This window comes from Nostoc sp. (assembly GCF_036917155.1).
In the GTDB taxonomy this organism is placed as follows: Bacteria; Cyanobacteriota; Cyanobacteriia; order Cyanobacteriales; family Nostocaceae; genus Nostoc.
Window position 1 is genome coordinate 20,479 of sequence record NZ_JBALDZ010000166.1, and the last position, 25,131, is coordinate 45,609.

Below are 25,131 nucleotides of genomic sequence, written 5' to 3' on the forward strand. Positions count from 1 at the left end.
ACAAGCTATGGTTTCACAATATTATGACTTACGCAACAACCTTAGGTTACACTGCTTTTATTCCCCAGCATTTTTAGTAGTTTTCTTGCAGCTAAAATGCCCATAACTCCTGCGCCAACTACTTCCACTGCTTGGACAACTTTTTTGCCCACATCATGGGGATCAAGGTGATGGTGAAAAATCTCTTCATCTAACCATTCACTAGCAGCTTTGAAATCATGAATTGGTGTTGGTAATAGGGTTAAATAAGTGCCTTGGCGGATTAAATGCCCGGATTCGCCTGCAACTTCAAAAACATTGAAAAGGTTAGCAGCAGCATTATTTAACCCCAATTTTAAGAGAGTTCCACGGATGTTTACCTTTGCTGGTTTGAGTTCTTGGCCGAAAGCGATCGCTTGCAAATTTTGGGCAATATTGGCTCCTTGTTGATAAGCAACTTGGGCTGTTGGCGGTAGTGAGTTATCTGGAACTGCTGCACAATCCCCGCCGGCAAAGACTTCTGGGAAGTCAAGTAGTTGCATTGTGGGAGTAACTAGAAGGCGATCGCGACGATCTCGATGTTCTGGGGAAATTGGTAAACTTTTAATTAGTGGATGAATAGAAGTACCAGCTGTCCAGATTGTGGTACTTGTTGGCAACGTCTCAATTTGCTCATTGTGCTTATATTCAATGGCGTTAGCATGAATCTTAGTGGCTTCTGCACCTCTGAGAATTTCAATTGGAATCGTGCGTTTTTGTAATTCTTTTTCAGCAATTGGGCGCAGAGGATCGTTAACATTACCATTGAGGATTTCTTGACCGTGATTGAGCAGTATCACACGAATTTCATCAGAATTTCCTCCCAAAGCGGTATACCAATGTGGCAGTAAATCAGCTAAAGTAGCTGCCATTTCTATACCACTTGCACCACCACCAACGATTACTACTGTTAACAGTTGACGACGTTGTTCTATATCTTCTGTTTGGATTGCTTTTTGCAAACAGTCGCCTAAATGTTGCTCAAGAGCGATCGCATCGGCTTCTGTCCAAAAGGGGAAAGCGTAATCTTTAGCACCTTCAAGATGATGATAACCAGTAATACTACCCAAGGCTAATACTAAGTTACTGTAGTTATAGGAGTTTCCCGAAGCTAATTTAACTTGTTGTTCATGTAAGTCTATGGATTCCACTGCATCTTGAACAAAGATCACACCACTACCTTTAAGTAATTCCGAAAAACGCGGTACTACTTGAAAAGCATCCATCTCGCCACTGAAATATTCGTAGAGTAACGGCTTAAAGCAAAAGCGTTCATTTTGATCAATCAAAATTACAGAGCGAGGATAATCTTCGTGAGCTAGGTTTAAGGCTGTAAATAAGCCGGTGAAGCCACCACCGACAATAACAGTTTGATAAACTGGGCTGTTCATAAAATATTCTCCAAAGTCTTGTATAGTCAGGAATTTGCTAGGATGTTACACATTTCAATTCAGATTTTTTGTCTTACGCCTAGAAAGTCCCAAATAGAACTATTCTGTGATTAATCAACCCAATAAATTAAGCTTACTGCGCTACTACATTCTACCGCGAGAGGACAAGACAGAGAGAGTTACAGCGCCATCCGGCTCTCGCTCGTGCCCAAAAAGCGATTAGAAATCGCGGCTACACGAGACTTTACCCACCTCCGTGGGTTGAAAACCTTAATTTTGTGTTAGTCTGCGGAGGCGGACAATGCTAGTGTAGTAGCGAATTCTATTCGCCCAATACTTTTAAAACATCCTCTCAGAAGCCTGTTCATCGTGGCACTGGTAATCAACGCCAGCCACTCAATTTTTCCATTATTAATACTGCTTAATTCTTAACCGAAAAGTATTGATACAGAATTCAGTTTTGAATCCTGGCTTCTGACGCCTTTATTCTATATTTGTTAAAAATTCTTGAATGCGGTTGACAAATTCTTCTAATTCTGAAATTAAGTTGGTAGTACCTCTAAGGTCTTGATCGTTAGCTAGTTGTTCTAGTTTGTCAGCGGCTAGATACATAGCTGTGGCTCCAATGTTGGCACTAGCACCTTTAAGGTGATGAGCTTCTCGTGCTATTTGGTCAAAGTTATGATGTGCGATCGCTATTTCAATGATCTCTAAACGTGGTTTAATATCTTCAACGCATAATTGCAATAGATTTAGTTCAAATTCTTCATCATTTCCCGATATCTGATGCAAGTGTTCCCAATCAATTGCTAGATCATCTATGCCGTTGTTTGTGGTGGAAACTACTTGTTCATATACAACTGTCTCTTGTTGGGAAGTGATCACGCCTGTCCAATGCTCTAGAGTGGCAGCCAATTTTTCTTTAAAAACTGGCTTACTCAGATAGTCGTCCATTCCGGCATTGAGACACGTTTGTTGGTCTTCTTTCATCACATTTGCCGTCATCGCAATCACCACAGGACGATGACCCAGGGCAAAGGCGTCCTCTTGCCAACGATGAATTTCTTTTGTGGTTTCCAAACCGTCGAGAATTGGCATTTGGCAATCCATGAGAATCAAATCGTAAGGAATTTTTTCTAATAGCTGCAAAACTTCCTTTCCATTGGCAACGACATCGGCTTTATAGCCCAAACTCTGGAGTTGTTTCAAGGCTACTTTCTGATTCACCAAATTATCTTCTGCTAGGAGAATTCTTAACTTGGATTTCGTAGAAGGGTTAGGGAAAGAGGAAGCAAGAATGTCTGAATTTTCTGGACTCTGGATTTCTTTAGTAGCCTCTTGTTCTGATTCCGACTGCACTCCTAAAATAGTGATGATGGTATCGAGGAGTCGTGATGGCCTAATGGGTTTGACCAAAGAAGCTGCAAATCCGATTTTGAGTGCCTGCTGCACTTCATCCCGTTGATTAGTAGAGGCGAGCATAATCAGAGGGATTTCAGCAAGTGCAGAATTAGCTTGAATTTGTTCTTTGATTGTCATGCCATCAGTTTGAGTTCTTTGCATATCAATCAAGGCGATATGATATGGTTTTCCGTGCTCACAAGCTTGCTGAATAACTTTCAGGGCCGCAGCAATATTGTCAGCTTGATCTACCTGCATTCCCCAATGAGTAGCTTGATGGGAGATAATTTTGCAATTAGTAGCGTTGTTATCTACTATTAACAAGCGGTGATTGTGTAAAAGTGGGTGTTCGCATTTTGGCAAAACAGGCTCAACTTGCTTGGTAAAAAGTACCTCAAACCAAAACTTCGATCCTTTCCCTGTTTGACTTTCTACCCCAATCACTCCTCCCATCAAGGTTACAAGTTGTTTACAAATAGCTAATCCCAAACCAGTACCCCCATATTTACGAGTGGTAGAAGCATCCACTTGAGTAAATGGCGTAAAGAGTTTGCGTTGGTCTTCAGGGCTAATGCCAAGACCTGTATCTGTGATGTCAAAATGGATGGTGGCTGTAGTGGAGGAAAGGGAACGCAATTCGGCTTGCACTAATACTTCACCAGCGCTGGTAAACTTGATCGCATTGCTGATTAAGTTCATCAGAATTTGCCGCAGCCTACCAGTATCTCCTTTAAGGTGGGTGGGGACGTTATGCTCAATCAGTGCGGCAATTTCTAATCCCTTGTTATGGGCTGAGGGAGCCAATAATTCCACCACTTCTTCTACACAAGTGGATAGGTCAAAATCTAGAGTTTCGAGAGCCATCTCTCCAGCCTCAAGTTTGGAAAGATCCAAAATCTCGTTGATTAAACTTAAAAGGGCATCTCCACTACTGCGAATTGTTTCAATAAAATCTCGCTGTTCTGCATCTAAAGGAGTATCTAATACCAAGCTGGTCATCCCCAATACAGCGTTCATCGGAGTCCGAATTTCATGACTAATATTTGCTAAAAAGGCACTTTTCATCTGAGAAGCTAATTCAGCTTGGCGACGGGCAATTTCCAGTTCTTGGCGCTGACGAGTTTCTGCTGCTAATAGTTGGGCTTGAACTAAGGCAATACCTACTTGGTCGGCTATTTGCCGCAAAAGATGAGTTTCAAAGCTAGACCAGTGGTGGGAATCGTCACACTGATGAACTATGAGCAAACCGCGAAGTTCTTCTTTGACAAGAATGGGCACAACCAAATTGACTTTGACACCAAATTGTTGTATCAATTCCAGATGAGTTTGTTCAACTTCTGGCAGATCCAAGTTAGTCAGTTCTAACATCTGTCCTTGACGGTACTGCTGTAGATAATACTGTTGTAGATATTCTGCTTGTAAATAAAGGGGAGTGATATTTTGCTCTTTGATTGCTGGTAAGCCAGAAACTACTGCTTCAGTAACGGTGGTTGCAGACTCATCTGGCAAAAACTGATAGATCAAAACTCGGTCAGTCTGGAGAATCTTTTGTACCTCCTCGACAGTGATTTGGAGAATTTCTTCGATTTTCAAAGACTGGCGAATTTTGAGGGTAATTTCGGTAAATAGTTGCGATCGCAAATTTTGGCGTTGTATTTCTTTTTCAGCCTGTTTGCGTTGGATAAATTGCCCCACTTGTTCACCGATATAATTCATCGTTTTTACCAAATCTTGGTCAGGCGGATAGATTTCACGGTTGAAGCAGGTAATAACACCGAGGATTTTTTGACCGCTGCGGATTGGAAAACCAAAAGCGGCGTGTATTCCTACTTTAGCAGCAATTTTGAAGTTAGGGAAGTTAATATCTTTAGCGATATCAGCAATCCAAACAGGTTCAGAACTAGCCCAAACCCGTCCAGGTAGTCCAATTCCTGGCGGAAAAGTGGTTTGCCGCTTCAGTGATTCAAACTCCTGCATTTCCAGGGATGCTTTATGCCAGATATCGAGAAAACGCAGTACATTTGTTTGCTCATCGACCATCCAAATTTCACCCAAATCCCATACCAAACTCTCACAGATACCTTGCAAAATTTGGCGAGTAGCTTCGCCGATTGTGGTGGACTCTGCTAAGACGCGGGTTGTAGCATATTGGGCAGTTAGATGCTGTTGTGCGCGTTTGTGATCCGTGATGTCAATGCCAGTGCTAATGATATATTCCACTGATCCTTCATAGTCTTTTAAGAAGGTATTCGACCAGGCAATCAGTCGCCGACTGCCATCCTTCATTACCCAATAGTTTTCGTACTTCAGGAAGCCTCCACCAGTTAGCAATTGCTCAAAAACTGCTTTGACTGGCTCCAACTCTTCAGGAAGTAGGAATAAGTTCCAGAAATACCTACCCCTCACCTCATCGAAGGAGTAACCTGTTATTTGCTCACAAGCTTGATTGAAACGAACGATTTGTCCTTGAGTGTCGATAACTATTACCAACATACCTACTGTATCAAGGACTGCTGAGATAAAATTGCGTTCTTGATTTAAGGTTTCTTCTGTTTTTTTCCGCTCTGTAACCTCACGATAGATGAAGTAGTAGACTACAGCAAGAACAATAAAACTTAGGCAGATTGCGATCGCAAGTGTCAGAATTGTGTTGCGAATCCAAGCCTTTGCTGTTTGTAACTGCTGCTGAAGCTGTCCCCTTTGCTCTTCCACCATCTCATCGATCGCCTTGCGGATATCGTCCATGAGATTTTGCTGATTATTTTTCTGTAGTACTAGTAACGCCGTCTCTAATCCCTGACTCTGGCGCAAGTCGATAGTCTGTTTTAGTTCAGCAAGTTTAGCCGTGATAAGAAATTCAAGGGTTGCAATCTGCTTTTGTTGGTTCGGTTGATCTGCTGTTAAATCCTTCAGGTTGGCAATTTCTTGATCGACGTTAGCGAGTGCTGTTTGATAAGGTTTTAGATAAATTTGTTCTCCAGTGAAGATATAACTACTTTGTCCAGTCTCGGCATCTTTGATTTGGGACAGTAGTTTTTCTAGGCTGTTGATTTTTTTATAAGTCTTTTTTATTAGACTACGATTATTAGTAGATACTCTTGTATTTTGATAAGAAACCACGCCCATTAGAACTACCATTGCCGACGCGAAAGCCAAACCTGCTGCAATCTTTTTGAAAAATTGTTTGCCTACCCTCTGCGCCTGTTTGCCTTTCTTAGTAACAAGTACTAAACTTGCTAAATTTCGGCGTAATTCCAGTTGCTTGATGACATGACGACCTAAGGTTCGCAATGCCTCCAGTTGTTCTGGATTAAGTTCTCGTGGTACGTAATCAATTACACACAGGGTTCCTAGTGCGTATCCCTCAGGGTTAATCAGAGGTACACCAGCATAAAACCGAATATTTGGGTCAGATATTACCAGTGGGTTTGTAGCGAATCGTTCGTCATTTGTTGCATCAGGCACAACCAAAACGTCAGGCTGGAGTATAGCATGGGCACAGAATGCCAAATCTCGGTGTGTTTCTAGGGCTTCCATTCCGACTTTTGATTTGAACCACTGGCGATTTGTATCAATTAAGCTAATTAAGGCAATAGGAGTCTGACAAATATACGAAGCTAAACGGGTAAGGTCGTCAAAGGCGGCTTCAGATGGCGTATCCAAAATCTTATATTGTAAAAGCGTCTCAATTCTCTGTGCTTCGTTATCAGGTAATGGTGCTTTCATCCGTGAGCCTTATCTACATTCTGGGGATTGGGGAGTGGGGATTGGGGAGGCAGGGGGAGCAGGGGGAGCAGGGGGAGCAGAGGGGAAATAACCAATGCCCCTCAAGAGTAATGAGTGCTGTTAGCGATAGCGGGGCGTTTAGCCCGTGCTGAGTAAAGAAGTGAGATTTCCCACTCAGCACTCAGAACTCGGAACGGGCTAAACGCCCGGCTACCGCTAACGGAACTGTTTTGCCCAATGCCCAATTCAACAAACTTACTTTAATTAATGACAATAGTTTAGTTAAAAGCGTTAGCGTAATTTCACTGAGTTCGATCTTATTAAATAATCGATCAAATGATTAAGTCACTACTGTATTTTTTGTGGGCTGGTTTCTTTGAAATTGGGGGCGGCTACCTGATCTGGTTGTGGTTGCGCGAAGGTAAGCCTTTTTGGTGGGGCCTATTGGGAGGAATTGCTTTGGCTTTCTACGGGGTTCTTGCAACTCTCCAACCGGCAAATTTTGGCAGAGTGTATGCAGCTTATGGCGGCGTGTTTATTGCAATGGCAACGTTTTGGGGCTGGAAGGTAGACGGGGTAACTCCAGACCGTTACGACTTAATCGGAGTATGTTTAGCTTTAGCGAGTGTATTAATTATCATGTTTGCTCCGAGAACTTAAGTAAATTTTCTATATTATTTTTGACCAATAGCTTTTATATTATTCCTTTTAAAACAGATGGTAATCTCACGCAAAATTGCAAAAGTTTTTTAGCAACTAAGCGATGAGAATCAGGCAAGTAGATATCTACGCGTTTATACGGGAGATAGGAAGAGAACTCATGAGATATTTTTTGTGCAAATTTTCCGATAAGACTGGCGATAATTTACAATATTTGTCAATTCTCAGAATTATTTTGGTTTGTAACAGTAAGTAACTAAAAATTTGGAATTTTGTAGCGCTTGAATAAAATGCTATTTTTCAAAAAAAAGATGCAATGATTGCATCGTCACACCCTTATTTCGATCTTGGGAACTACAATCAGGATTATATTTTTGTTAACATTTCCAGAAAATTCAGGTTAAGTATCTTTAAAGACAAAAAGGTGTAACTAAAAGTAATCAAATGTAGTTAAGTATACAAATCATCGGTGCTTAGGAAGAGAAAGAAGTGTTGAAGAAATTTGTGATGATTGGGGCTATGACCCTACTGTTTTTGGCAGGGCCGTTGATGGGCGATGCTTTGGCCCAAACCCCTGCTGCTGCTCCACCTACTGCTGATACTGGAGATACGGCATTTATGCTGATTTCAGCAGCGCTCGTACTACTAATGACACCAGGATTGGCGTTTTTCTATGGTGGATTTGTGCGATCGCGCAATATCTTAAACACATTGATGATGAGCTTTGTGTTAATGGCGATCGTCGGAGTTACCTGGATTTTGTGGGGCTATAGTCTTTCTTTTGCGCCAGGTTTACCGTTTATCGGTGGATTACAGTGGCTTGGGTTGAATGGTGTCGGATTAGAAGTCACTGATTATCTCAAAGGGTCAAACCCGCCAGAAGTCGTCTCTTATGCCGGAACGATACCCCACCAGGCATTCATGATCTATCAAGCCATGTTTGCGATTATCACCCCAGCCTTAATTTCTGGAGCGATCGCAGAACGGATGAGTTTCCGTGCCTATTCACTGTTTGTCCTACTGTGGTCAACCTTTGTTTACGCCCCTCTAGCTCACATGGTATGGGCGAAAGGTGGATTTTTAGGTTTGTATGGTGGATTGGGTGCCCTCGACTTTGCAGGTGGCACAGTAGTTCATATTAGTTCTGGTGTTTCAGCCCTAGTAGCAGCGATCGTCCTTGGGCCTCGGAAAACCCATCCTGATCGCCTTAGCCCGCCGCACAACGTTCCATTTATTTTGTTAGGTGCTGGTTTGCTGTGGTTTGGTTGGTTCGGCTTCAACGCTGGTAGTGCCCTATCAGTTGCTAGTGGAACTTCTGGCACTGTAGTCACAAATTTGGCAACCACAGCCTTTGTCGCCACCAATGCAGCGGCAGCGGCGGCGGCTTTAATGTGGTTAATTTTGGAAGCAGCTTTGCGGGGTAAACCAACCGCCGTGGGAGCAGCAACAGGAGCCGTTGCTGGTTTGGTGGGCATCACTCCTGCCGCCGGATTTGTCACACCGCTATCAGCGATTTTAATTGGTTTCATCACCGCCTTTGTTTGCTTCTATGCCATTAGTTTCAAGCACAAGCTAGAAATTGACGATGCTTTAGATACCTATCCCGTGCATGGGGTTGGTGGTACAGTAGGGGCAATTTTAACCGCAGTCTTTGCCACGACTCAAGTTAACGGAGGAGGTAAAGAAGGAGTACTGCGTGGTAATTTTGGTGAATTGGGAGTTGAACTAGCAGCAATTGCCGTTGCTTATGCGATCGCAGGTGTTGGTACGTGGATTATTCTCAAGGTTATCGATGCTACAGTCGGGCTGCGAGTTAAAGAGGAAGCAGAATTGCAAGGTTTAGATATCAACGAACACGGCGAAGAAGGTTACAACTCCGAGTTTGGCGATCGTCCGACTCAGTAGGGAGTAGGGAGTAGGGAGTAGGGAGTAGGGAGTAGGGAGTAGGGAGTAGGGAGTAGGGAGTAGGGAGTAGGGAGTAGGGAGTAGGGAATGATTCTCCCCCAATCCCCAATCCCCAATCCCCAATCCCCAATCCCCAATCCCCAATCCCCAATCCCCAATCCCCAATCCCCAATCCCCAGTCCCCAATCCCCAGTCCCCAATCCCCAATCCCCAGTCCCCAGTCCCCAATCCCCAATTTAAAGTTGTGTCATTTGCGATCGCTAGCGTTAAAATTTGATTCAAATAATTGGTAAATTTCGCTAGTCGTGTCTACTTCTTTTAAAACCTTTCCTCTCTGGGCATTTTTCTCGCTGTTAACCAACGGCATCCTAATGTTGGCGGTCATTCTGCTAATTTGGCAACAGCAGAGATTGGCCGCTTTTTTTGGGATAATAACATCCCCAGAGCCAATCAACCTAAATAGCGATCGCCCAATTGCTACACCTGATTTAGGTCGCCGTCACCAACTCACTTACCAGGAGTGGGTAGATATTCTCAAGCAAGAAGCCAAGGTCGCTGCTGACCAACGTCCTCCGCATTTAAGCATCCTGGCGGGAGATTCTCTGAGTTTGTGGTTTCCCCCTGAGTTATTACCTGAAGGTAAAAGTTGGCTCAATCAAGGAATTTCTGGCGAAACTAGCAATGGTCTCTTGAAAAGATTAACAATATTTAACCGCACCCAGCCAGAGGTGATTTTTGTGATGATTGGCATTAATGACCTCATTCGGGGGATGAGTGATGGAGAAATTTTAGATAATCAACGGCAAATTATCAGTTACCTACGAAAGACGCATCCCACAGCACAAATTGTTGTTCAGTCGATTTTGCCACATGGGGCAGAGGACGCAACCTGGAAAGGACGAGGAAACCTGTTAGCTGTTGCCAATAGTCGCATTCGCGAGTTGAATCAGCAACTACAAAGCATCTGTACCAAAAAAGGTGTCAAATATCTCGATTTACATCCCCTGTTTACCAACAAACAAGGAAATCTCCGCCGCGAATTTACTACTGATGGCTTGCACTTAAGTCCAGAAGGTTATATAGTTTGGCGTTCTGCATTGCAGATTTATAGCGAGATCGAATTAAAACCCCAGCAAGAAAAAGAGGGTAAAAGGTTAAAGTGAAAATGGTAAGGATATTAAATCCCTTAGCCCCTTTCCCGCTCTCTGATAATATCTTTGAATACAACTCTGTATAAATCGCGTCTGGGCACGAGAAAATAAGAAATAGTGGTTTAAGTAGACAAATCTCATGGATACAAAAGCTTTTAAGCGCAGCCTCCAACATTCAGAAAATTACAATCGCAAGGGCTTTGGTCATCAAGCAGAAGTTGCTACTCAGTTGCAGTCAGAGTATCAGAGTAACTTGATTCAAGAAATTCGCGATCGCAATTACACTCTACAACGGGGCAATGTGACAATCCGACTAGCAAAAGCCTTTGGCTTTTGCTGGGGTGTAGAACGGGCTGTAGCAATGGCTTACGAAACCCGTCAGCACTTCCCCACAGAACAAATTTGGATTACTAACGAGATTATCCACAATCCTTCTGTAAATCAGCGGATGCAGGAAATGGAAGTACAATTCATCCCCGTTGAAGGAAAGAATAAAGACTTTTCTGTTGTTGGAACTGGTGATGTGGTCATATTACCCGCTTTTGGGGCTAGCGTTCAAGAAATGCAGATACTTCACGATAAAGGCTGCAAAATTGTTGATACTACTTGTCCTTGGGTATCTAAAGTTTGGAATACAGTAGAAAAGCACAAAAAAATTGATTATACTTCCATTATTCACGGTAAATATAAGCACGAAGAAACAGTTGCGACTAGTTCCTTTGCTGGCAAGTATTTAATAGTGTTAAATTTGCCAGAAGCAGAATATGTTGCTAGCTATATTATCAATGGCGGGAACCGTGAAGAATTTTTGACCAAATTTGCTAAAGCTTGTTCAGCAGGATTTGACCCCGATCGAGATTTAGCAAGAGTTGGCATTGCCAACCAAACTACCATGCTTAAAGGTGAAACTGAGGAAATCGGTAAGCTTTTTGAGCGGACTATGTTGCAGAAATATGGCCCTATTGAGTTAAATCAGCATTTCCAAAGCTTCAACACCATTTGTGACGCTACCCAAGAACGTCAAGATGCCATGTTGGAGTTAGTGGAAGATAATTTAGATTTAATGGTAGTAATTGGTGGGTTTAATTCATCGAATACTACTCAGTTGCAACAAATTGCTTTTGAGCGGAAAATCCCTTCCTATCACATTGATACTGTTGAACGCTTAAAATCAGGAAATTCCATTGAACATCGACAATTAAATGGGGAGTTAATAACTACAGAAAACTGGTTGCCAAAGGGAGAAATTTCTGTGGGAATTACTTCTGGTGCTTCCACACCAGATAAGGTAGTAGAAGATGTGATTGAGAAGATTTTTGCAGTCAAAAAATAGACTAAATCCCCTCTCTCCATTTCCTCCTAAAAGGGGAGAATCTGGTTAGAGGGGAATGACATTATAGTTGTTGCTGCGATGAGTAGCATTTAGCTATTTAATTGTCAAAGTCTCGTTTAGTTTAAGCAGCCATTGATAACATGGCTCATCAATTGGGGCAATTTCCCTACGTCGGTGCGCTTTATCAACAACGATTGCTCGACAAATCGAAAGAAAGAGACAATTGTCGCATTACATAACCTAAAATATAACGCTTGTTGGTTGTGTAAAATACACTTTGGCAAAGGAAAGGGACTAGGCAATACTGCTCGGATAAGCAGGGGAGGTAGGGGAGGCAAAACTCTTCCCCTGCCTCCATTTCTCCTCCTGCTCCCCCTGCTTGCCTCAACCAAGAAATTCCTTAACCGAGCAGTATTGTAATCAGTCCTTTGTAGAGACGGCGATTTATCGCGTCTCTTGCCTTAACCGAACCGTATTGAGGGACTAGGGAATTAACGTGAGTTCGACGGGTATAAAAGCCAAAAAAGCTTGCTGCCATCGTAGCCCATTTAACTTTTTAGTTAATTTGATGGCTGGTTTAGCTGCTTATACCTACTTGCCTAAAAAACCCTCGATTGACATTTACCCAAAAGATTTACCTGCACTACCTCCTGCCATTTTTTAGTTCCGTCGAACTCACGTGGAATTAGGGATTAGAGTAGTGTATTCTATCCATTTGAAAACCGCTATATATAATAAAATCCCCTCTCACCACACTTAACTCAAAGGGGAAAGTGTGTAGGTTGAGAGGGGATAAATCACGGTAATCTTAGCTTTCGGAAGTTTCCTGAGAGAACTTCTTATGAATAGTTCTTGTGGATTCTCCATCAGCAGCTACTGTGATCAGATAGTCCATTAAACCATCTGAAAAGGGGAGACGTAAGTGGAAAGTACCATCGGGTTTGATTTTGATGGTATGACCACCAATGTTTACAGTTGTATTTGGTTGGGTTGCTCCGTGAATAATCAACTCAGCATCGGCCACAAACCAGAAATCTCCGTGGGGACGACTGAAGACCCGAACGTTAGTTGAACGGGCTATAAGTAACCAAGGTAGTTTACCGCCGTAGGCATCGCCATCAGCAATATAGCCAATTTCAACCATGTAATCGCGATCGCTCACGGGAATAGCCACAAAGCGATCGCGTGCTACCTCTTCAGATTCATACTGCTGTATCAACTGGGGACTTTGATAACTCAAGTCAATGCCAGTTACATCGTAGAGTCGCACTACCAGTTGTGAAGCACCCTGTTGTTGCAGCGCTTCGGCCTGAGTCTTGGAAATATACCAAGAGACATAAGCCCATTTGGGAGTGCGGGGTGTGAGGACAATACTGCTCTCTTCTTCAGGGATCTCTGCTTCTACATTTGCCCAACCAATAGCTGTTTCGCTTGTTAAGGCGACATTTTCAACTGGAGAAACTGTAGAATCTGTTGTGGGATCTGGATGGACAGGACTGAAAACACGAACGATCGCAGAACGAGCAATGAATAACCAGCGATTGCCATCAGCGACATAGCCAATTTCAGCTATGTAATCGCGATCGCTGATGGGAATTTCCACAAAGCGATCCTGTGCTGTCTCTTCACATTCATACTGCTGGACAAACTGAGGATTTTGATAACTCAGGTCTATTCCAGTCACATCATGAAGCCGCACTACCAATTGAGAGCCGCCCTGTTGTTGCAGTGCTGCTTTTTTGGTTTCGGATATTTCCCAAGAGACATCAGCCCATTGGTGAGTACGGGGTGTGAGGACAATACTGCTCTCTTCTTCCAGATATCCTAAGTGAATATCTGTTTCATCAGGAATCGGCATATCAGCAACGATGGGATCTGGATGGATAGGATTGAAGACACGAAGAACTGCGGAACGGGCGATGAATAACCAGTACTCGCCATAAGCGATATAGCCAATTTCAGCTATGTAGTTGCGATCGGTGACAGGAATATCCACCAGTCCTTCGTATACTGTCTCTTCAGATTCGTACTGCTTTACAAGGTTGGGACTTTGATAACTCAGGTCAATGCCAGTCACATCGTAAAGCCGCACTACCAATTGAGAGCCACCCTGTTGTTGCAGCGAGGCTTTCTTGGCTTCGGAAATCTCCCAAGAGACATGAGCCAATGTATAAGTATGTAGGGTCAGCACAATACTGCTCTCGTCATCTACATCTACCAAACCAATAGCTGCTTCGGCTGCAATTGGCTCATTGTCAACCGGAGTATCAATTTGGGCTTGGCCATCTGATGCCAAAGTACTAGCCCAGGTTCCAATCCCTACGCCTGCTGCTAAAGCCGCAGCAGTAGCAAAATCTGTGGAGTTCGTTTCCGCAACATTTTCCCCAGCAGTCGGTTCTACTGGAGATGTTTCTTCTGGTAGAGCAACAGTGGGTTCGGCCGCGTCCGCCACCACATTAAAGGCATCTTCTTCTGGTAATTCTGGTAAATTTAACAGTGAAGATGTTTGTGTCGCTGATGGTTCTACATCGGCTGCTACTCCGCTAGACTCTGGTAAGGGCAATTCATCTACTGGGGCTGTATCTTCAGTTGAGGTAATACTCTCTAGCCAGTTCAACTCTGCTTGGAGTTCCTCATCTGCTTGATCTTCAATTGCTGTGTCCCAATATCCAAAATCAGATGTTATTTCTGGCAGATTTGGTAATTCTGGGAGTGGGGCTGTCACCTCCGATGAAGGCAGTTCCACATCAGAAATATCTTCTGGAATATTAGCCAGGTGAGGATATGGAGTATTTACTACAGCTGCTGGGGCTTCTATGTCCCATTCAACTTCATCAGACTCAGGAGGATTTGTCCCCGTATAATTATTTAGCTCAATTGTCTTATTGATAGCGTCTGTTTCTGTATCTTTGTTGTTAAAGGTAGACCAGGTAGCTGCCCCGATACCTGTTGCCAGAGCCGCACCACCGGTTAAAGCTGCGGCTCCCAAGTTGTTATTTTCCGATCCATTAGTTTTGCCCGATGTGCCTTCGTAATGGTTAGAGGTACCATTAGTGGCCTCTTGCACTAAATTTGATGTCCCCTGAGTAGCATTCTGGGTCAGGTCAGATTGTGTTTGAGCATAGATGTTGAAAGGAGTGCGATCGGGGGTTTCTTGCTCTTGAAAGTGCGACACTGGCTGCTCCTCAAGTATCGCTCCATTGAGGGAGGAAGTTGTGCTGGCATTGAGTACCGCTGTTTCTCCATCTTCTGTGTTCGGTAAATGAGGATTTGATTCTGGCGAGTTGTCTGTTTTCTCAGTGGGGGATGGGCGTTTTCCCAAAATCCACCAGAATAATCCTCCAGCTACAGTTACAAAAAACAAAGGTAGCAGCAACCACAAGGGTGTTTCTTTGTTTACAATTGGACTGTTTTGTGCTGGAGCAGCCACAAAGGGCCGTTGGGCAAATACAGAAGTAGTGGTACTAGGGGAAGGCGTAGCTGCTGGTGTCGTCTGGGCATTGGGTAAAGCTGTGAAAGCAGTGGGTTGTAATACCCTGGCTGCGATCGCCGCTGCTTCAGCAACTCTAGCTTGTTCTATAGCCTGCTGTCCTGGGGGAGCCAAAGTATAGCCGAGAAAATCAACTATAGTTAAGCTGGGATTTTTTTTGTAAACGTAGACTAAAGGTTGCGAGAAGGGATACTTCGCATCTTCTGGTAAGGCTTGATGTAATTGCAGAACTCGCACACCTTTCAACTTCGATACCTGATTAGCTAACACATAGCTGATACCGTCTTTGCCCAGTTGTTTAATGATTTCTGCGGTATTATCCTCAGTTAGTTGGGTAGCATTGGCCCCTGTCGCAAATTCAGCAGTTTTGAAGGCTGGATAAGTACGAAAAGTATTGCGAGTTTCACTTGTGTTCGGGTGATCGATTAACCGAATCTTCTCTGAAGTCCCTCCCAGTTGTGACCAATTGGTAATTTGTCCCCGGAAAATCCGGGCGAATTGTTTACTAGTCAAGCTTCCTTTAAAAGGATTATCTGCACCAACCACGATCGCAATCTTCTCACGCCGCAAGCGAACTTGCTCTAGTCCTTGGGCTTTTTCGGCTGGTGTCAAGCCGCGCCCCATTGCTACTATGTCGATTTTGCCATCTAGCAACTTTTTTAGTGCCGTACTAGTACCATTAGCAGCAACTTCAACCTTTGTGCCGACAAACTGTTTTTCAAAACTTTTTTTCAGACTTTGGTTGATTGCACTCAAACTACTAGAACCGTCAATCCGCACTGTTGAGCCATTCTGCACTGTTGTTGGCAGTGGAAAAGAGGTCGCTTCCGGTGTAGATTGTGCCAGCATTGGCGCTGATAACACCAGAGTTGCTGCCATCGGGGTTGTAGCTAAGGCAACCCATAATACCAGCCTGACTATCGAAGTATCTTTTTTTTCTTGTTGCCACATATGCCCTTAATTAAAGTAAAAAATAGAAAGCCTGCCATTCCTAAATCGCGATCTTGTTAGGAATTATGGAGGAGACGCGCTAATTATACATCTGAGTTATCTTTAGTTCTAATTACTTCAAAGCACTCGTACTGATTTATACTTCGCTGTAGCTTGTATAGCATGATAATTTATACTCTAATTGCCAAAGTCTGTTTACTATAAATTTTTCTAAGTTATATTGCAACTTATACCAAGTTGGTAGCTTACGGCCACAGTTATGAATTATTGAATTACTAAAACTGGTAAAGTGTAACAAATTCAATATTATTTAACAATATTATTTTCAGTAGTGCTGAGTTATGAGTGCTGAGTGAATACTTATTCATTTGAGATAACAATGGCAGTCTGGCTTATCAATTAGTGACTCAACCAACGCATTTAGGGCAGTTGCAGCTAATGCGCCACCTCCTAAAGTCCCTGCAACTGTAATATAAGGTATCCCTTGTTGCATCAGTTGTCGCTTGGCTGCGGGAGCATGGCTAAAGCCAATGGGCATTCCAATTACTAATGCAGGCTGAATTTTCTGGTTAGCAATCGCTTCACAAGCTTCGAGAAGTACTGAGGGAGCATAACCAATTACCAGCACACAACCCTGACTTACTTGCTGCAATTTTTCTCGCCATTCTTGATGTTGCCAAAAGGCGAGTTCTGCCTCTGTGGCGGTGGTAATATGGGGGTTATCAATTAAGGTTTCGGTGCGGCATCCCAAGTGAAGTAATCGGGTTTGATCTAAAGCAGCAGCAACCGTTTGGGTATCGACAACAATTTCACAGCTTGAAGATAAAGCTTCTCGACTAGCTGCGATCGCATCTCGACTCAATTTAATAAAAGACACTAAACTGACATCGCCACAAGCCAAAACCAACTGAGAAATTAAATGCTGTTCAATTTCCGAACGCTGAGACAAATCAGGTAGTAAACGTTGTAGCGATTCGGTAAAAACTTCTGAATGGGTATGAATTTCGCCATCTAACCCACTCCAGAGATTTTCCAATCCCCCCAATCCGGCTTGAGTTTCGACATCGAGTAACTTCAGTTGCGCCAAAACTTCTGCTTGGATAATTTGACAATGGCGATCGCGCCCCAATAATCCTTCTAATGCTGACGCAGTTTGTCGCAGCTGAGAAATTTGTTGCATCACCGCCCGATATTGCTGCTGGAGTTGTCCCATGAGGTTAACAGTTGTGTCAGCTTCTGGTTCCACCTCCAAAATGTGGCGGATATGGTTTAGCTGAAACCCTTGCTGCTTGAGTGCGACAATCCGTTGCAACCGGAGGACATCTTTTTGGGTGTAGAGACGGTAATTGCTGCGCGATCGCACTGGTTGCGGTAGCAGTCCCAATTGATGATAATGTCGCACCATTCGCGGAGTCAAACCGCCGCCTACCGCATCAGTGAGTTCTTTAATAGTTAAGCAATCAGCGTTCATAAGTTATTTAATAACGGTAAAATTCTTTGTAACTCTTCACACGCAGCCTGAAGAGATGGCGGTGCATTTTCATCCAAACTCCCTTGAGAACACTGGTTTGCTAATTGTTCAACGCCGGGTTTACAAGTTGCTTCATTTTTAGGAAATTTTGGATATTTGGATTTTTCTGCTTCTTCTTCAACAACTTCTCCTGTTAGTAAATAATGTATCCAAGTTTCGATATTTCTTTTTGGTACAAAGATTGCTATTTTCTCATCAGGCTTACGAAGTTCCTGTGAATTTTCTATCAGTGCATTATCTAATTCTTTCAGTGTTGCCTTTACTGTTGAAGTATCTGCATCAATCAACACTATTAGCATTCCTGAACGATAGTTTTTTCGTCGGTATTCTTTAACCTCTGCTGCATAATACTTTATAACAAACCGCTCTCCTGCACCTTTACCTTTTGGAGAAGTCCTAATTGTGATGTTTTTTGGACTTATATTAAAGCCTCGCTTTTTCAAAAAATGATATGCAAAAACTTGCTGTTGTAGATCCTCGCACAAAATTACTATCTGTACTCTATTCTGGGTCATACAGCCAGCCCCGTGCAATCAGTTCTGAAATTGGTAATCCTGAATTTTCAGCTTCTTGATTACTAATTGGTTTTACTCGTGCAGGTGCATTACTTTGACGTTCAAACCAATAACCTATCGGTGAAGCTAGAAGATAATTAATTAATACAGGATGATGGGAGATTAGTAAAGCTTGTATTTTTCCGTCAATACAAAAATCATAAAGTTGAATTACCCAAGGCTGAATTTCTGGCAGGGCTAAAAAGTTTTCTGGTTCATCTATACATAATGTATAATCTTCAGATTGAGTACAATAAAGAAGTGTATACAGAGCAATTAGTACTTTTTGTCCATCAGATAATTCACTAAAGCGATAATCAATAATATTTCTTCTATCTTCACCTGTTGTAAATCGTAATTTCAGAGTTCGATATTTTTCACTGAACTGTTCAAACTTAAAACTTACAAAACCATCTAATACATTTTTTAGAATGTTCATAAGTTCAGAAATTTTACCTTGATCTTGTGAAATATAGCGATACCAAGAAACAAAATTCTCCATCCTAAAATCTAGGCTTATTTCTTCTTTCCCACTGCCATCAACCATCAGACTAGGAACAATTTGTACAATAATGAATCGCTGCATTCGTTTGCTAAACCAAGCTAGCTTTGTACCATTAGTCTCTCCCGAAAATAAGATTAGTAGAGAACTTAATTTTGACAATTGCAAAGAAAATAAAATTTTTGTTACTTCAGAAGTGTCTTCTCTAAAAAGTTGAACTTCATCTCCTTCAAATTTTAGTAAAATTTGGTTATTAAACCAAAGACGTTCATATTCAACATGATTTTTGTCTTGATTATGCCTAATGGCAAATTCATATTTATAATGACCACCATTGCCAGTAATTTCTAGCTCAAAACGCTGAATTGGTAAAGTCTGCCAGCGAGTACAGTCAGTATATTCAAAAATTTCTTCTAGGTTTTTGCTACCACTTACAAAAGTTTGAATTTTCCGTAAAACTTCAAAAACAGTTGATTTACCTGTCCCATTCCCACCAATAAACAGGTTAATCGAGTCAAAATTCATCTCAAAATTTACCAACCCGCGAAAGTTATCAATATATATTCGCTTTAACATAGATTTTTCCTCCTAGTGCAATTTTAAAGTTAACAGTTAAATCGTCCCATTTACCCACATCCCGCTTTTGAAAAACGCTCCAAGAATATATATAGCTTTGCGTACCTCAGCGCTTCCCTCAGCGCCCCTCTGCGTTTCAAAATCATTATAAACCTTGACATTAACATTAATGTCAAGGTTTAGCGTAAGAGAGTCCTTGTTAATTCATCTCTTATGCTCTACCCCCAGCGTTTTACCCAATTCACCAAAGAACACGCAGATACCGTAGCAGCCCTTTTGTGCGGCTTACTGTTATTTCTCGGATGGTTCGCCTTACATCTCGGTTGGTTAGGATTGGCATTCCTGCTGCTACCTGCTGCTTATGTAATTGGTGGTTATGAAAGTGCGCGGGAAGGATTAACCACCCTCTTCAAAGAAAAAGAACTCGATGTAGATTTGCTGATGATTGTCGCCGCCATTGGTGCTGCTAGCCTCGGCTTATGGCGAAGAGAATATCATCTAATTATTGATGGAGCAATTTTGATTCTGATATTTGCCATCAGTGGCGCACTAGAAGGCTATGCGATGCAGCGAACTGAACGCAGTATCAGAAGTTTGATGAGCCTGACACCAGATATAGCAAGAGTTTTACTTCAGGGAAGGGAAGAGGAAATTCCTATCAGTCAGCTAAAAGTGGGTGATGAAATTGTCGTCAAACCTGGAGAGCTAATTCCTACTGATGGAATAATTTTATCTGGTTACAGCACTCTCAATCAAGCTGCAATCACAGGCGAGTCTTTACCTATAGAAAAAACAGTGGGCGAAGAAGTATTCGCTGGTACACTCAACGGCTATGGCGCATTGCAAATTAAAGTACACAAACCAGCCCAAAGCAGCTTGATTCAGCGTGTGATTCGTTTGGTAGAACAGGCGCAGACAGAAGCACCTCCTTCCCAAGAGTTTATTGATCGCTTTGAGAAAAGATATGCCAAAGTCATTGTAGTAGCTGGGATATTACTGGCAACTTTACCGCCATTTCTTTGGGGATGGGATTGGGAAACAACAATTTATCGCGCCCTTACCTTTTTGGTAGTAGCTTCTCCCTGTGCGCTAATGGCTGCAATTATGCCCACTCTGCTTTCGGGAATCGCCAATGGTGCAAGACAAGGCATTTTGTTTAAGAATGGGGCGCAGTTGGAGAAGATTGGCAAAGTTCGTGCGATCGCATTTGATAAAACTGGTACTCTCACAACAGGACAGGTGCAGGTATTCCAAGTAATTTCAGCTAGTGAATATACTCAAGATGATGTATTGAAAACTGCTGTTAGTGTGGAATCATCTTCTGAACATCCCATCGGTAAGGCAATTGTACAGGCGGCTCGTGATTTAAATTGGGTTAGTGCAATACAAGTGCAAGCCATACCCGGACAAGGAATTGTCGGAATTGCTCAAGAACAACAGATAATTGTCGGGAATGCTGTTTTTGTGCAACAGTATGTAATAAATTTACCTGAAAAATTGCGAGAAATCGCTCAATCTTTGGAGCTAGAAGGTAAAACTGTCGTTTGGGTTGCATGGGGAGTAGAGGTGATGGGTGTAATTGCGATCGCAGATCAAGTAAGATCGCAAGCAGCTGCAACCATTAGCCGGTTGAAGAAGCTAGGAGTTGAGCAAATTGTCATGTTAACCGGGGATAATCAGGAAACTGCTCAAAGTATCGCCAAAGCAGTCGGAATTGATCGGGTATATGCCCAACTTCTGCCAGAAGATAAGCTCGATGTGATCCGCCGTCTACAGCAACAATATCAAACTGTGGCAATGGTAGGCGATGGAATTAATGATGCACCAGCTTTAGCACAAGCATCTGTAGGTATAGCGATGGGAATATCTGGTAGTGATGTGGCGCTGGAAACCGCAGATATCGTACTGATGGCAGACAGGTTAGAAAAAATTGCTGTAGCGATACATTTGGGTAGGCGATCGCAACTCATAGTAAAACAAAATATAGTCGTAGCGTTGGGTTTCATTCTGTTGCTTTTAGTAGGCAACTTTCTGGGGAATATTAACTTACCTATCGGCGTTATTGGCCATGAAGGTTCTACTGTGTTAGTTACCCTCAGTGGACTAAGATTGCTGAAATAAGATAGACTAACTTGAGCAAAGAAAACGCATTAAAAAGTAAAAAGATAATCCCCATAAATAAATTTAGGGGCTTGTGACCATTTTTCTTTTTCTTTATAAGTCAATACAGTTCAGTTAAGCATTTCTTTCTTCTTTTTGCGTCCTTTGCGTTCAACTCTTACGAGACGCTGCGCGTTGGCAAAGCCTCTCGCAGAGAAGGCGGTAGCCTGCGGCAAGCCGCTTTGCGTCTACGTTAAAAAAATTGAATTTGACAAAGAGTTTTAGCCTTAACCCAAGCGTATTGCTTTATGAGTGCCTTTTTACTTTTCACTTTTGCCTTGTTCGGTCAACGAGAGACGCAAAGAAGCGGACAAAGTATTTGATAACTTCTCCGCATCCCTGCGTCTTCAATAAACAACTACCACCAAACTCGATTTCCATTTTCGTCAACTCGTGCTTGCCGAATTACGTCAGAAATCTCTTCAGCATCTTTAACGTGGTGGAGCGCCTTCTTTTCGCCGTTGGGTTCATCCACAACAAAGTAAGTCGGGACTGTGATTCTATCACCTGTAATGTCTGGAACATCATCGACAGCTAACTGTTGAGCTTTATCTTTAACTGATTGAGACTCATCAGTGATTCTATCTCCCGGATTCGCGGTTAAGTTTCTTTCGTTCACATTTGGCTGTTCACGAGAATTTAAATCTTCGCTTACTGGTTGATTAATTTGATTTTCTTGATTATTCTCAGTCATGGATTTTTCAGTTATTGAAATATGTGGCTTGACTAACAACAGCTTAGAAAATCAAAGGTACAAAGAGTTCTTTCTCTGGAGAGAGTTTGAGAAGAGATTTTGAATAATTTTTGTGAGGAACATATCTTAGGTTAGATTCAAACTCTCAGGTTTATAAATAACCTCTTACTCCAGAAATAAATAAGAATTAAAAATTAAAGTTGCCGGAGAAACTCTTAAAAAAAGCAAAAAACACAAATGTACATTAATCCTGATGCGATCACGCCGTAGTATAGTTGTAGACCTTTATTGGTAAATCGAATTATGAGAGAAAATTCTTCTACTGGCAAAATTCCAGCGATCATAAAAACGCGTCGGGATTTCTTAACCTACATGCTAGGTACTACAGCTGCATCTGTAGCTATGGGATATCTGTTTCCCAAAGTCAGCCAAAGTCGTGAGATAGACTTAGAAAACCTTTGCTCACTTTATCCTGAGAATTCGCGCTGTCAAAATTATCTTCCCGGATCGGTGGCGTTGGCTCAAGATGGCAAGAAAATTGAGGCTAATACACTATTAGCAACTGCAAAGCCAGGAATTCCGATTCTCGTAAAAGGCTTGCCAGATCGTAGCGTTGATTATCTGATTATCCAAGACGGGCCAAAGATTGCTGAGTACGCAATCAATCCAATCTGTACCCATTTAGGATGTACAGTCTCATGGGATCTTGAGAAGAATCACTTTATTTGTCCTTGTCATGGATCTCAATACGATTCTCAGGGTCGAGTTGTTCATGGCCCAGCTAACCGCTCTTTACCACTAATCACTGTAGTAGTCAAGCAAAATCAAATTCGTTTAGTTGATCGCAAACCTGCTGTAGATCCTCGTTAACCTAGCCAATATCAAATCAGATTGGACAATGCCACCATACTTTTTAAGCAAGTCATAAATTATAAAAGACTAACAAAAATTACTGCATGATTTGGATTTGTCGGGTAAGCTGGCAACAGCAGTTTTAATCCTCAAAACAATGACCGCAAGTAGTCCCACGATTTTAGCCCTGGACTTTGATGGAGTGATTTGCGACGGACTAATTGAATATTTTGAGGTAGCATGGCGTACCTACTGTGAAATTTGGTCGTCTGCTAACGATACACCACCAGATGATTTAGCTTTGAGATTCTATCGTTTACGCCCTGTAATTGAAACTGGTTGGGAAATGCCTGTTTTAATTAAAGCCTTGATAGATGGAATTCCTGATGAAAATATTCTTCATCAATGGGCAAGCATCGCCCCACAACTTTTGCTAGATGACAAGCTACAAGCAAAAGAAATTGGTGCGAAACTAGATAACCAACGAGATAAATGGATTACCACAGATTTAGGTGGTTGGCTAAACCTACATAGATTTTATCCGGGTGTAGTAGAAAAAATCAAATTAACTATTGACAGTGGAGTGAAGCTATACATTGTGACAACTAAAGAAGGGCGTTTTGTGCAGCAGTTGTTGCAACAAGAAGGGGTGAATTTACCACCCGAAGCAATTTTTGGCAAAGAAGTCAAGCGTCCCAAATATGAAATTTTGCGAGAATTAATCGAGTCAGCAGGAGACAAGCTAGTTAGTCTTTGGTTTGTAGAAGATAGACTTAAGACATTACAGTTAGTTCAACAGCAAGCAGACCTTGAGGATGTGAAACTTTTCCTTGCAGACTGGGGCTATAATACCCAAGTAGAACGGGAAGCTGCCCAAAATGATCCGCGAATTCAGTTGTTATCGCTTTCTCAGTTTGCCAAAGATTTCTCCGCTTGGCTTTAACTAATTCGTAATTATTGGCGAAGCACTGGCGCGTAATTGTCTATCTTGGTGGTGTTTATCTGTTGGGGTCTAAATCCCCAACTTTCTGCTATTACAAATTACCTTATACCAATTCTTTACTGGAGTTTAGACTAAGCTATGCAAAATGACCAGCAGGGCTGAGTTAATCAGAGACTTAGCGAAATTATGAATAGTCTTTAGTATTAAACTGCAACTGATGGCTTTTTACGTGGTGATGTTACTGCTTTTTTAACAATCGGACATCGGTTTTTACGGTGACGCTTTTTTCCTGGTGTCCAGCCCGGAGACTTTCCGCGAGGTTTGGGTGGTTGGGCAGGAGTACCAATCACCGCAAAAACTTCATCAGATAAATGAGTTGAATAATACTTTCCAAAAAAATGAAAAAAAATCTAATGTAATATCAATTGTTAATTTTACTCAAAACACACATGAAGCTTTAGATTACGATAATTATTGAAAATAAATAAACATTAATTAAGGGTTTGTTGGTCAAGTAGGTGTGATGGCTGTGTTGTTATCGTTGCTATCGCCCCCATTCAAGCGTTCGCGTGAGCGCTCTCCCCAATCAAGAGAGGAAAAGTTAAGGATGCGTAGTTTACCAATCGCGCTCAAGCCTAAAAATAAGCAATTTAACCGAGATAAGGATATTGTGGCGGTTTGATTTTCAATAATTCTGTCCAGTATTTTATAGCATTATGTTTGGTGGTTTCGATGTCACGTAATTTGTGAACTCTGCCTATTTCCATTAGAAAATATGTAAGTTTAAGAGCAGTAAGTAAGTTAATTAACCCTACCGTTTTAAAATTTTGTAAAAATAAGTGGAGGAGAATTTGTAATTTTTGTTTATGACGAAAATACATCCACCATTTCATTTGATGTATGGCGATACTGGTTTGATAAACTAATGTAGTTTCTACTTGGGTTAATTTATCTTTAGCTTGATAATAAAACTGCATTTCTTTGTCAAAATTACCTGCTTTCTGGGCATCAGCAGCATCATCCGCTAATTGATAAGCCTGACTAATTAAGTTACCTGCCGTTTCTGCCTGCTGTTGAGTATAACCAAGTTTCATATATATAGTAGCTGCTGCTGATGCCAATTCTGCAAACTTCTCAGCATCATGTAACCAATATATTTGTGCTTGTAATTCCCCTAGTGTGGCTGCTAAAGTCTCATTCATCAGATTACTCGCCCCGTGGAAACCCCTACATTCATGTATGGGGGTAAGGGGTAGGTGAATTTATTCACCGTCAAAATTGTTTCAAAATTCA

Annotated in this window: 16 protein-coding genes and 1 pseudogene; 8 read left to right on the forward strand and 9 right to left on the reverse strand. The window is 42.1% G+C overall.

Annotated features, from left to right (window positions below; all coding sequences use genetic code 11):
• Window positions 1-41 precede the first annotated feature (41 nt).
• Both V7K67_RS22225 and V7K67_RS22230 read right to left on the reverse strand, forming a co-directional pair.
• Window positions 42-1,409 (reverse strand): NAD(P)/FAD-dependent oxidoreductase, encoded by a 1,368-nt coding sequence (locus tag V7K67_RS22225; RefSeq protein ID WP_335168447.1) that lies wholly within the window; start codon window positions 1,407-1,409, stop codon window positions 42-44.
• 483 nt (window positions 1,410-1,892) lie between these two features.
• Entirely contained in the window at window positions 1,893-6,536 is a 4,644-nt protein-coding gene (locus V7K67_RS22230) for a GAF domain-containing protein (protein ID WP_335168449.1), read from the reverse strand.
• Between the two features lie 336 nt (window positions 6,537-6,872).
• On the opposite strand from V7K67_RS22230, the gene V7K67_RS22235 reads away from it, so the two are divergent.
• Both V7K67_RS22235 and V7K67_RS22240 read left to right on the forward strand, forming a co-directional pair.
• Complete coding sequence (locus V7K67_RS22235) at window positions 6,873-7,196, forward strand: YnfA family protein (RefSeq protein ID WP_335168451.1); 324 nt, start codon at window positions 6,873-6,875, stop codon at window positions 7,194-7,196.
• Between the two features lie 489 nt (window positions 7,197-7,685).
• The gene (locus tag V7K67_RS22240; protein ID WP_334734093.1) at window positions 7,686-9,101 is read left to right on the forward strand and encodes an ammonium transporter; all 1,416 of its coding nucleotides are present in this window, start codon (window positions 7,686-7,688) and stop codon (window positions 9,099-9,101) included.
• On the opposite strand, the gene V7K67_RS22245 is transcribed toward V7K67_RS22240, so the two are convergent.
• On the reverse strand, window positions 9,036-9,383 hold the full coding sequence (locus V7K67_RS22245; RefSeq protein WP_335168453.1) for a hypothetical protein: 348 nt from the start codon (window positions 9,381-9,383) through the stop codon (window positions 9,036-9,038). The genes V7K67_RS22240 and V7K67_RS22245 overlap by 66 nt on opposite strands.
• A gap of 23 nt (window positions 9,384-9,406) precedes the next feature.
• On the opposite strand from V7K67_RS22245, the gene V7K67_RS22250 reads away from it, so the two are divergent.
• The 3 genes and pseudogenes from V7K67_RS22250 to V7K67_RS34510 form a co-directional block, all read left to right on the forward strand.
• Complete coding sequence (locus V7K67_RS22250; RefSeq protein WP_334709961.1) at window positions 9,407-10,264, forward strand: SGNH/GDSL hydrolase family protein; 858 nt, start codon at window positions 9,407-9,409, stop codon at window positions 10,262-10,264.
• 127 nt (window positions 10,265-10,391) lie between these two features.
• Complete coding sequence (locus V7K67_RS22255) at window positions 10,392-11,585, forward strand: 4-hydroxy-3-methylbut-2-enyl diphosphate reductase (protein ID WP_335168455.1); 1,194 nt, start codon at window positions 10,392-10,394, stop codon at window positions 11,583-11,585.
• A gap of 535 nt (window positions 11,586-12,120) precedes the next feature.
• A pseudogene (locus V7K67_RS34510) lies at window positions 12,121-12,249 on the forward strand (IS982 family transposase); the annotation flags it as partial.
• A 144-nt stretch (window positions 12,250-12,393) separates the two neighbouring features.
• Here V7K67_RS34510 and V7K67_RS22260 read toward each other — a convergent pair.
• The 4 genes from V7K67_RS22260 to V7K67_RS22275 all read right to left on the reverse strand — a co-directional run bounded on the left by V7K67_RS22260 (window position 12,394) and on the right by V7K67_RS22275 (window position 19,189).
• Complete coding sequence (locus tag V7K67_RS22260) at window positions 12,394-16,026, reverse strand: DUF4912 domain-containing protein (RefSeq protein WP_335168457.1); 3,633 nt, start codon at window positions 16,024-16,026, stop codon at window positions 12,394-12,396.
• 364 nt (window positions 16,027-16,390) lie between these two features.
• Complete coding sequence (locus V7K67_RS22265) at window positions 16,391-17,497, reverse strand: precorrin-8X methylmutase (protein WP_334732983.1); 1,107 nt, start codon at window positions 17,495-17,497, stop codon at window positions 16,391-16,393.
• A complete protein-coding gene (locus tag V7K67_RS22270; RefSeq protein WP_334732982.1) occupies window positions 17,494-18,072 on the reverse strand; it encodes a hypothetical protein in 579 nt (192 codons plus the stop codon). The genes V7K67_RS22265 and V7K67_RS22270 overlap by 4 nt, the downstream gene beginning before the upstream one ends.
• Complete coding sequence (locus V7K67_RS22275; RefSeq protein ID WP_335168459.1) at window positions 18,059-19,189, reverse strand: AAA family ATPase; 1,131 nt, start codon at window positions 19,187-19,189, stop codon at window positions 18,059-18,061. The genes V7K67_RS22270 and V7K67_RS22275 overlap by 14 nt, the downstream gene beginning before the upstream one ends.
• A gap of 213 nt (window positions 19,190-19,402) precedes the next feature.
• Between V7K67_RS22275 and V7K67_RS22280 the strand changes: the two genes are divergently transcribed.
• The gene (locus V7K67_RS22280; protein ID WP_335168461.1) at window positions 19,403-21,310 is read left to right on the forward strand and encodes a heavy metal translocating P-type ATPase; all 1,908 of its coding nucleotides are present in this window, start codon (window positions 19,403-19,405) and stop codon (window positions 21,308-21,310) included.
• A gap of 397 nt (window positions 21,311-21,707) precedes the next feature.
• Here V7K67_RS22280 and V7K67_RS22285 read toward each other — a convergent pair whose 3' ends face one another.
• Complete coding sequence (locus V7K67_RS22285) at window positions 21,708-22,043, reverse strand: hypothetical protein (RefSeq protein WP_334709970.1); 336 nt, start codon at window positions 22,041-22,043, stop codon at window positions 21,708-21,710.
• A gap of 303 nt (window positions 22,044-22,346) precedes the next feature.
• Between V7K67_RS22285 and V7K67_RS22290 the strand changes: the two genes are divergently transcribed.
• Both V7K67_RS22290 and V7K67_RS22295 read left to right on the forward strand, forming a co-directional pair.
• Window positions 22,347-22,913 carry a Rieske 2Fe-2S domain-containing protein gene (locus V7K67_RS22290; RefSeq protein ID WP_334709971.1) on the forward strand — a complete coding sequence of 189 codons (567 nt, stop codon included), beginning with the start codon at window positions 22,347-22,349 and terminating at the stop codon, window positions 22,911-22,913.
• 139 nt (window positions 22,914-23,052) lie between these two features.
• Window positions 23,053-23,838: an HAD family hydrolase gene (locus V7K67_RS22295; RefSeq protein ID WP_334732979.1), complete on the forward strand. Its 786-nt coding sequence runs from the start codon at window positions 23,053-23,055 to the stop codon at window positions 23,836-23,838.
• A gap of 650 nt (window positions 23,839-24,488) precedes the next feature.
• Here V7K67_RS22295 and V7K67_RS22305 read toward each other — a convergent pair.
• Window positions 24,489-25,040 carry a hypothetical protein gene (locus V7K67_RS22305; protein WP_335168464.1) on the reverse strand — a complete coding sequence of 184 codons (552 nt, stop codon included), beginning with the start codon at window positions 25,038-25,040 and terminating at the stop codon, window positions 24,489-24,491.
• Window positions 25,041-25,131: the final 91 nt, after the last annotated feature.

Coding starts and splice junctions, on each gene's coding strand:
- V7K67_RS22260 (WP_335168457.1), bottom strand. CDS start 16,026: ATGTGGCAACAAGAAAAAAAAGATACTTCGATAGTCAGGCTGGTATTA.
- V7K67_RS22280 (WP_335168461.1), top strand. CDS start 19,403: ATGCTCTACCCCCAGCGTTTTACCCAATTCACCAAAGAACACGCAGAT.
- V7K67_RS22290 (WP_334709971.1), top strand. CDS start 22,347: ATGAGAGAAAATTCTTCTACTGGCAAAATTCCAGCGATCATAAAAACG.
- V7K67_RS22305 (WP_335168464.1), bottom strand. CDS start 25,040: ATGAATGAGACTTTAGCAGCCACACTAGGGGAATTACAAGCACAAATA.
- V7K67_RS22275 (WP_335168459.1), bottom strand. CDS start 19,189: ATGTTAAAGCGAATATATATTGATAACTTTCGCGGGTTGGTAAATTTT.
- V7K67_RS22235 (WP_335168451.1), top strand. CDS start 6,873: ATGATTAAGTCACTACTGTATTTTTTGTGGGCTGGTTTCTTTGAAATT.
- V7K67_RS22265 (WP_334732983.1), bottom strand. CDS start 17,497: ATGAACGCTGATTGCTTAACTATTAAAGAACTCACTGATGCGGTAGGC.
- V7K67_RS22270 (WP_334732982.1), bottom strand. CDS start 18,072: ATGACCCAGAATAGAGTACAGATAGTAATTTTGTGCGAGGATCTACAA.
- V7K67_RS22285 (WP_334709970.1), bottom strand. CDS start 22,043: ATGACTGAGAATAATCAAGAAAATCAAATTAATCAACCAGTAAGCGAA.
- V7K67_RS22295 (WP_334732979.1), top strand. CDS start 23,053: ATGACCGCAAGTAGTCCCACGATTTTAGCCCTGGACTTTGATGGAGTG.
- V7K67_RS22255 (WP_335168455.1), top strand. CDS start 10,392: ATGGATACAAAAGCTTTTAAGCGCAGCCTCCAACATTCAGAAAATTAC.
- V7K67_RS22225 (WP_335168447.1), bottom strand. CDS start 1,409: ATGAACAGCCCAGTTTATCAAACTGTTATTGTCGGTGGTGGCTTCACC.
- V7K67_RS22230 (WP_335168449.1), bottom strand. CDS start 6,536: ATGAAAGCACCATTACCTGATAACGAAGCACAGAGAATTGAGACGCTT.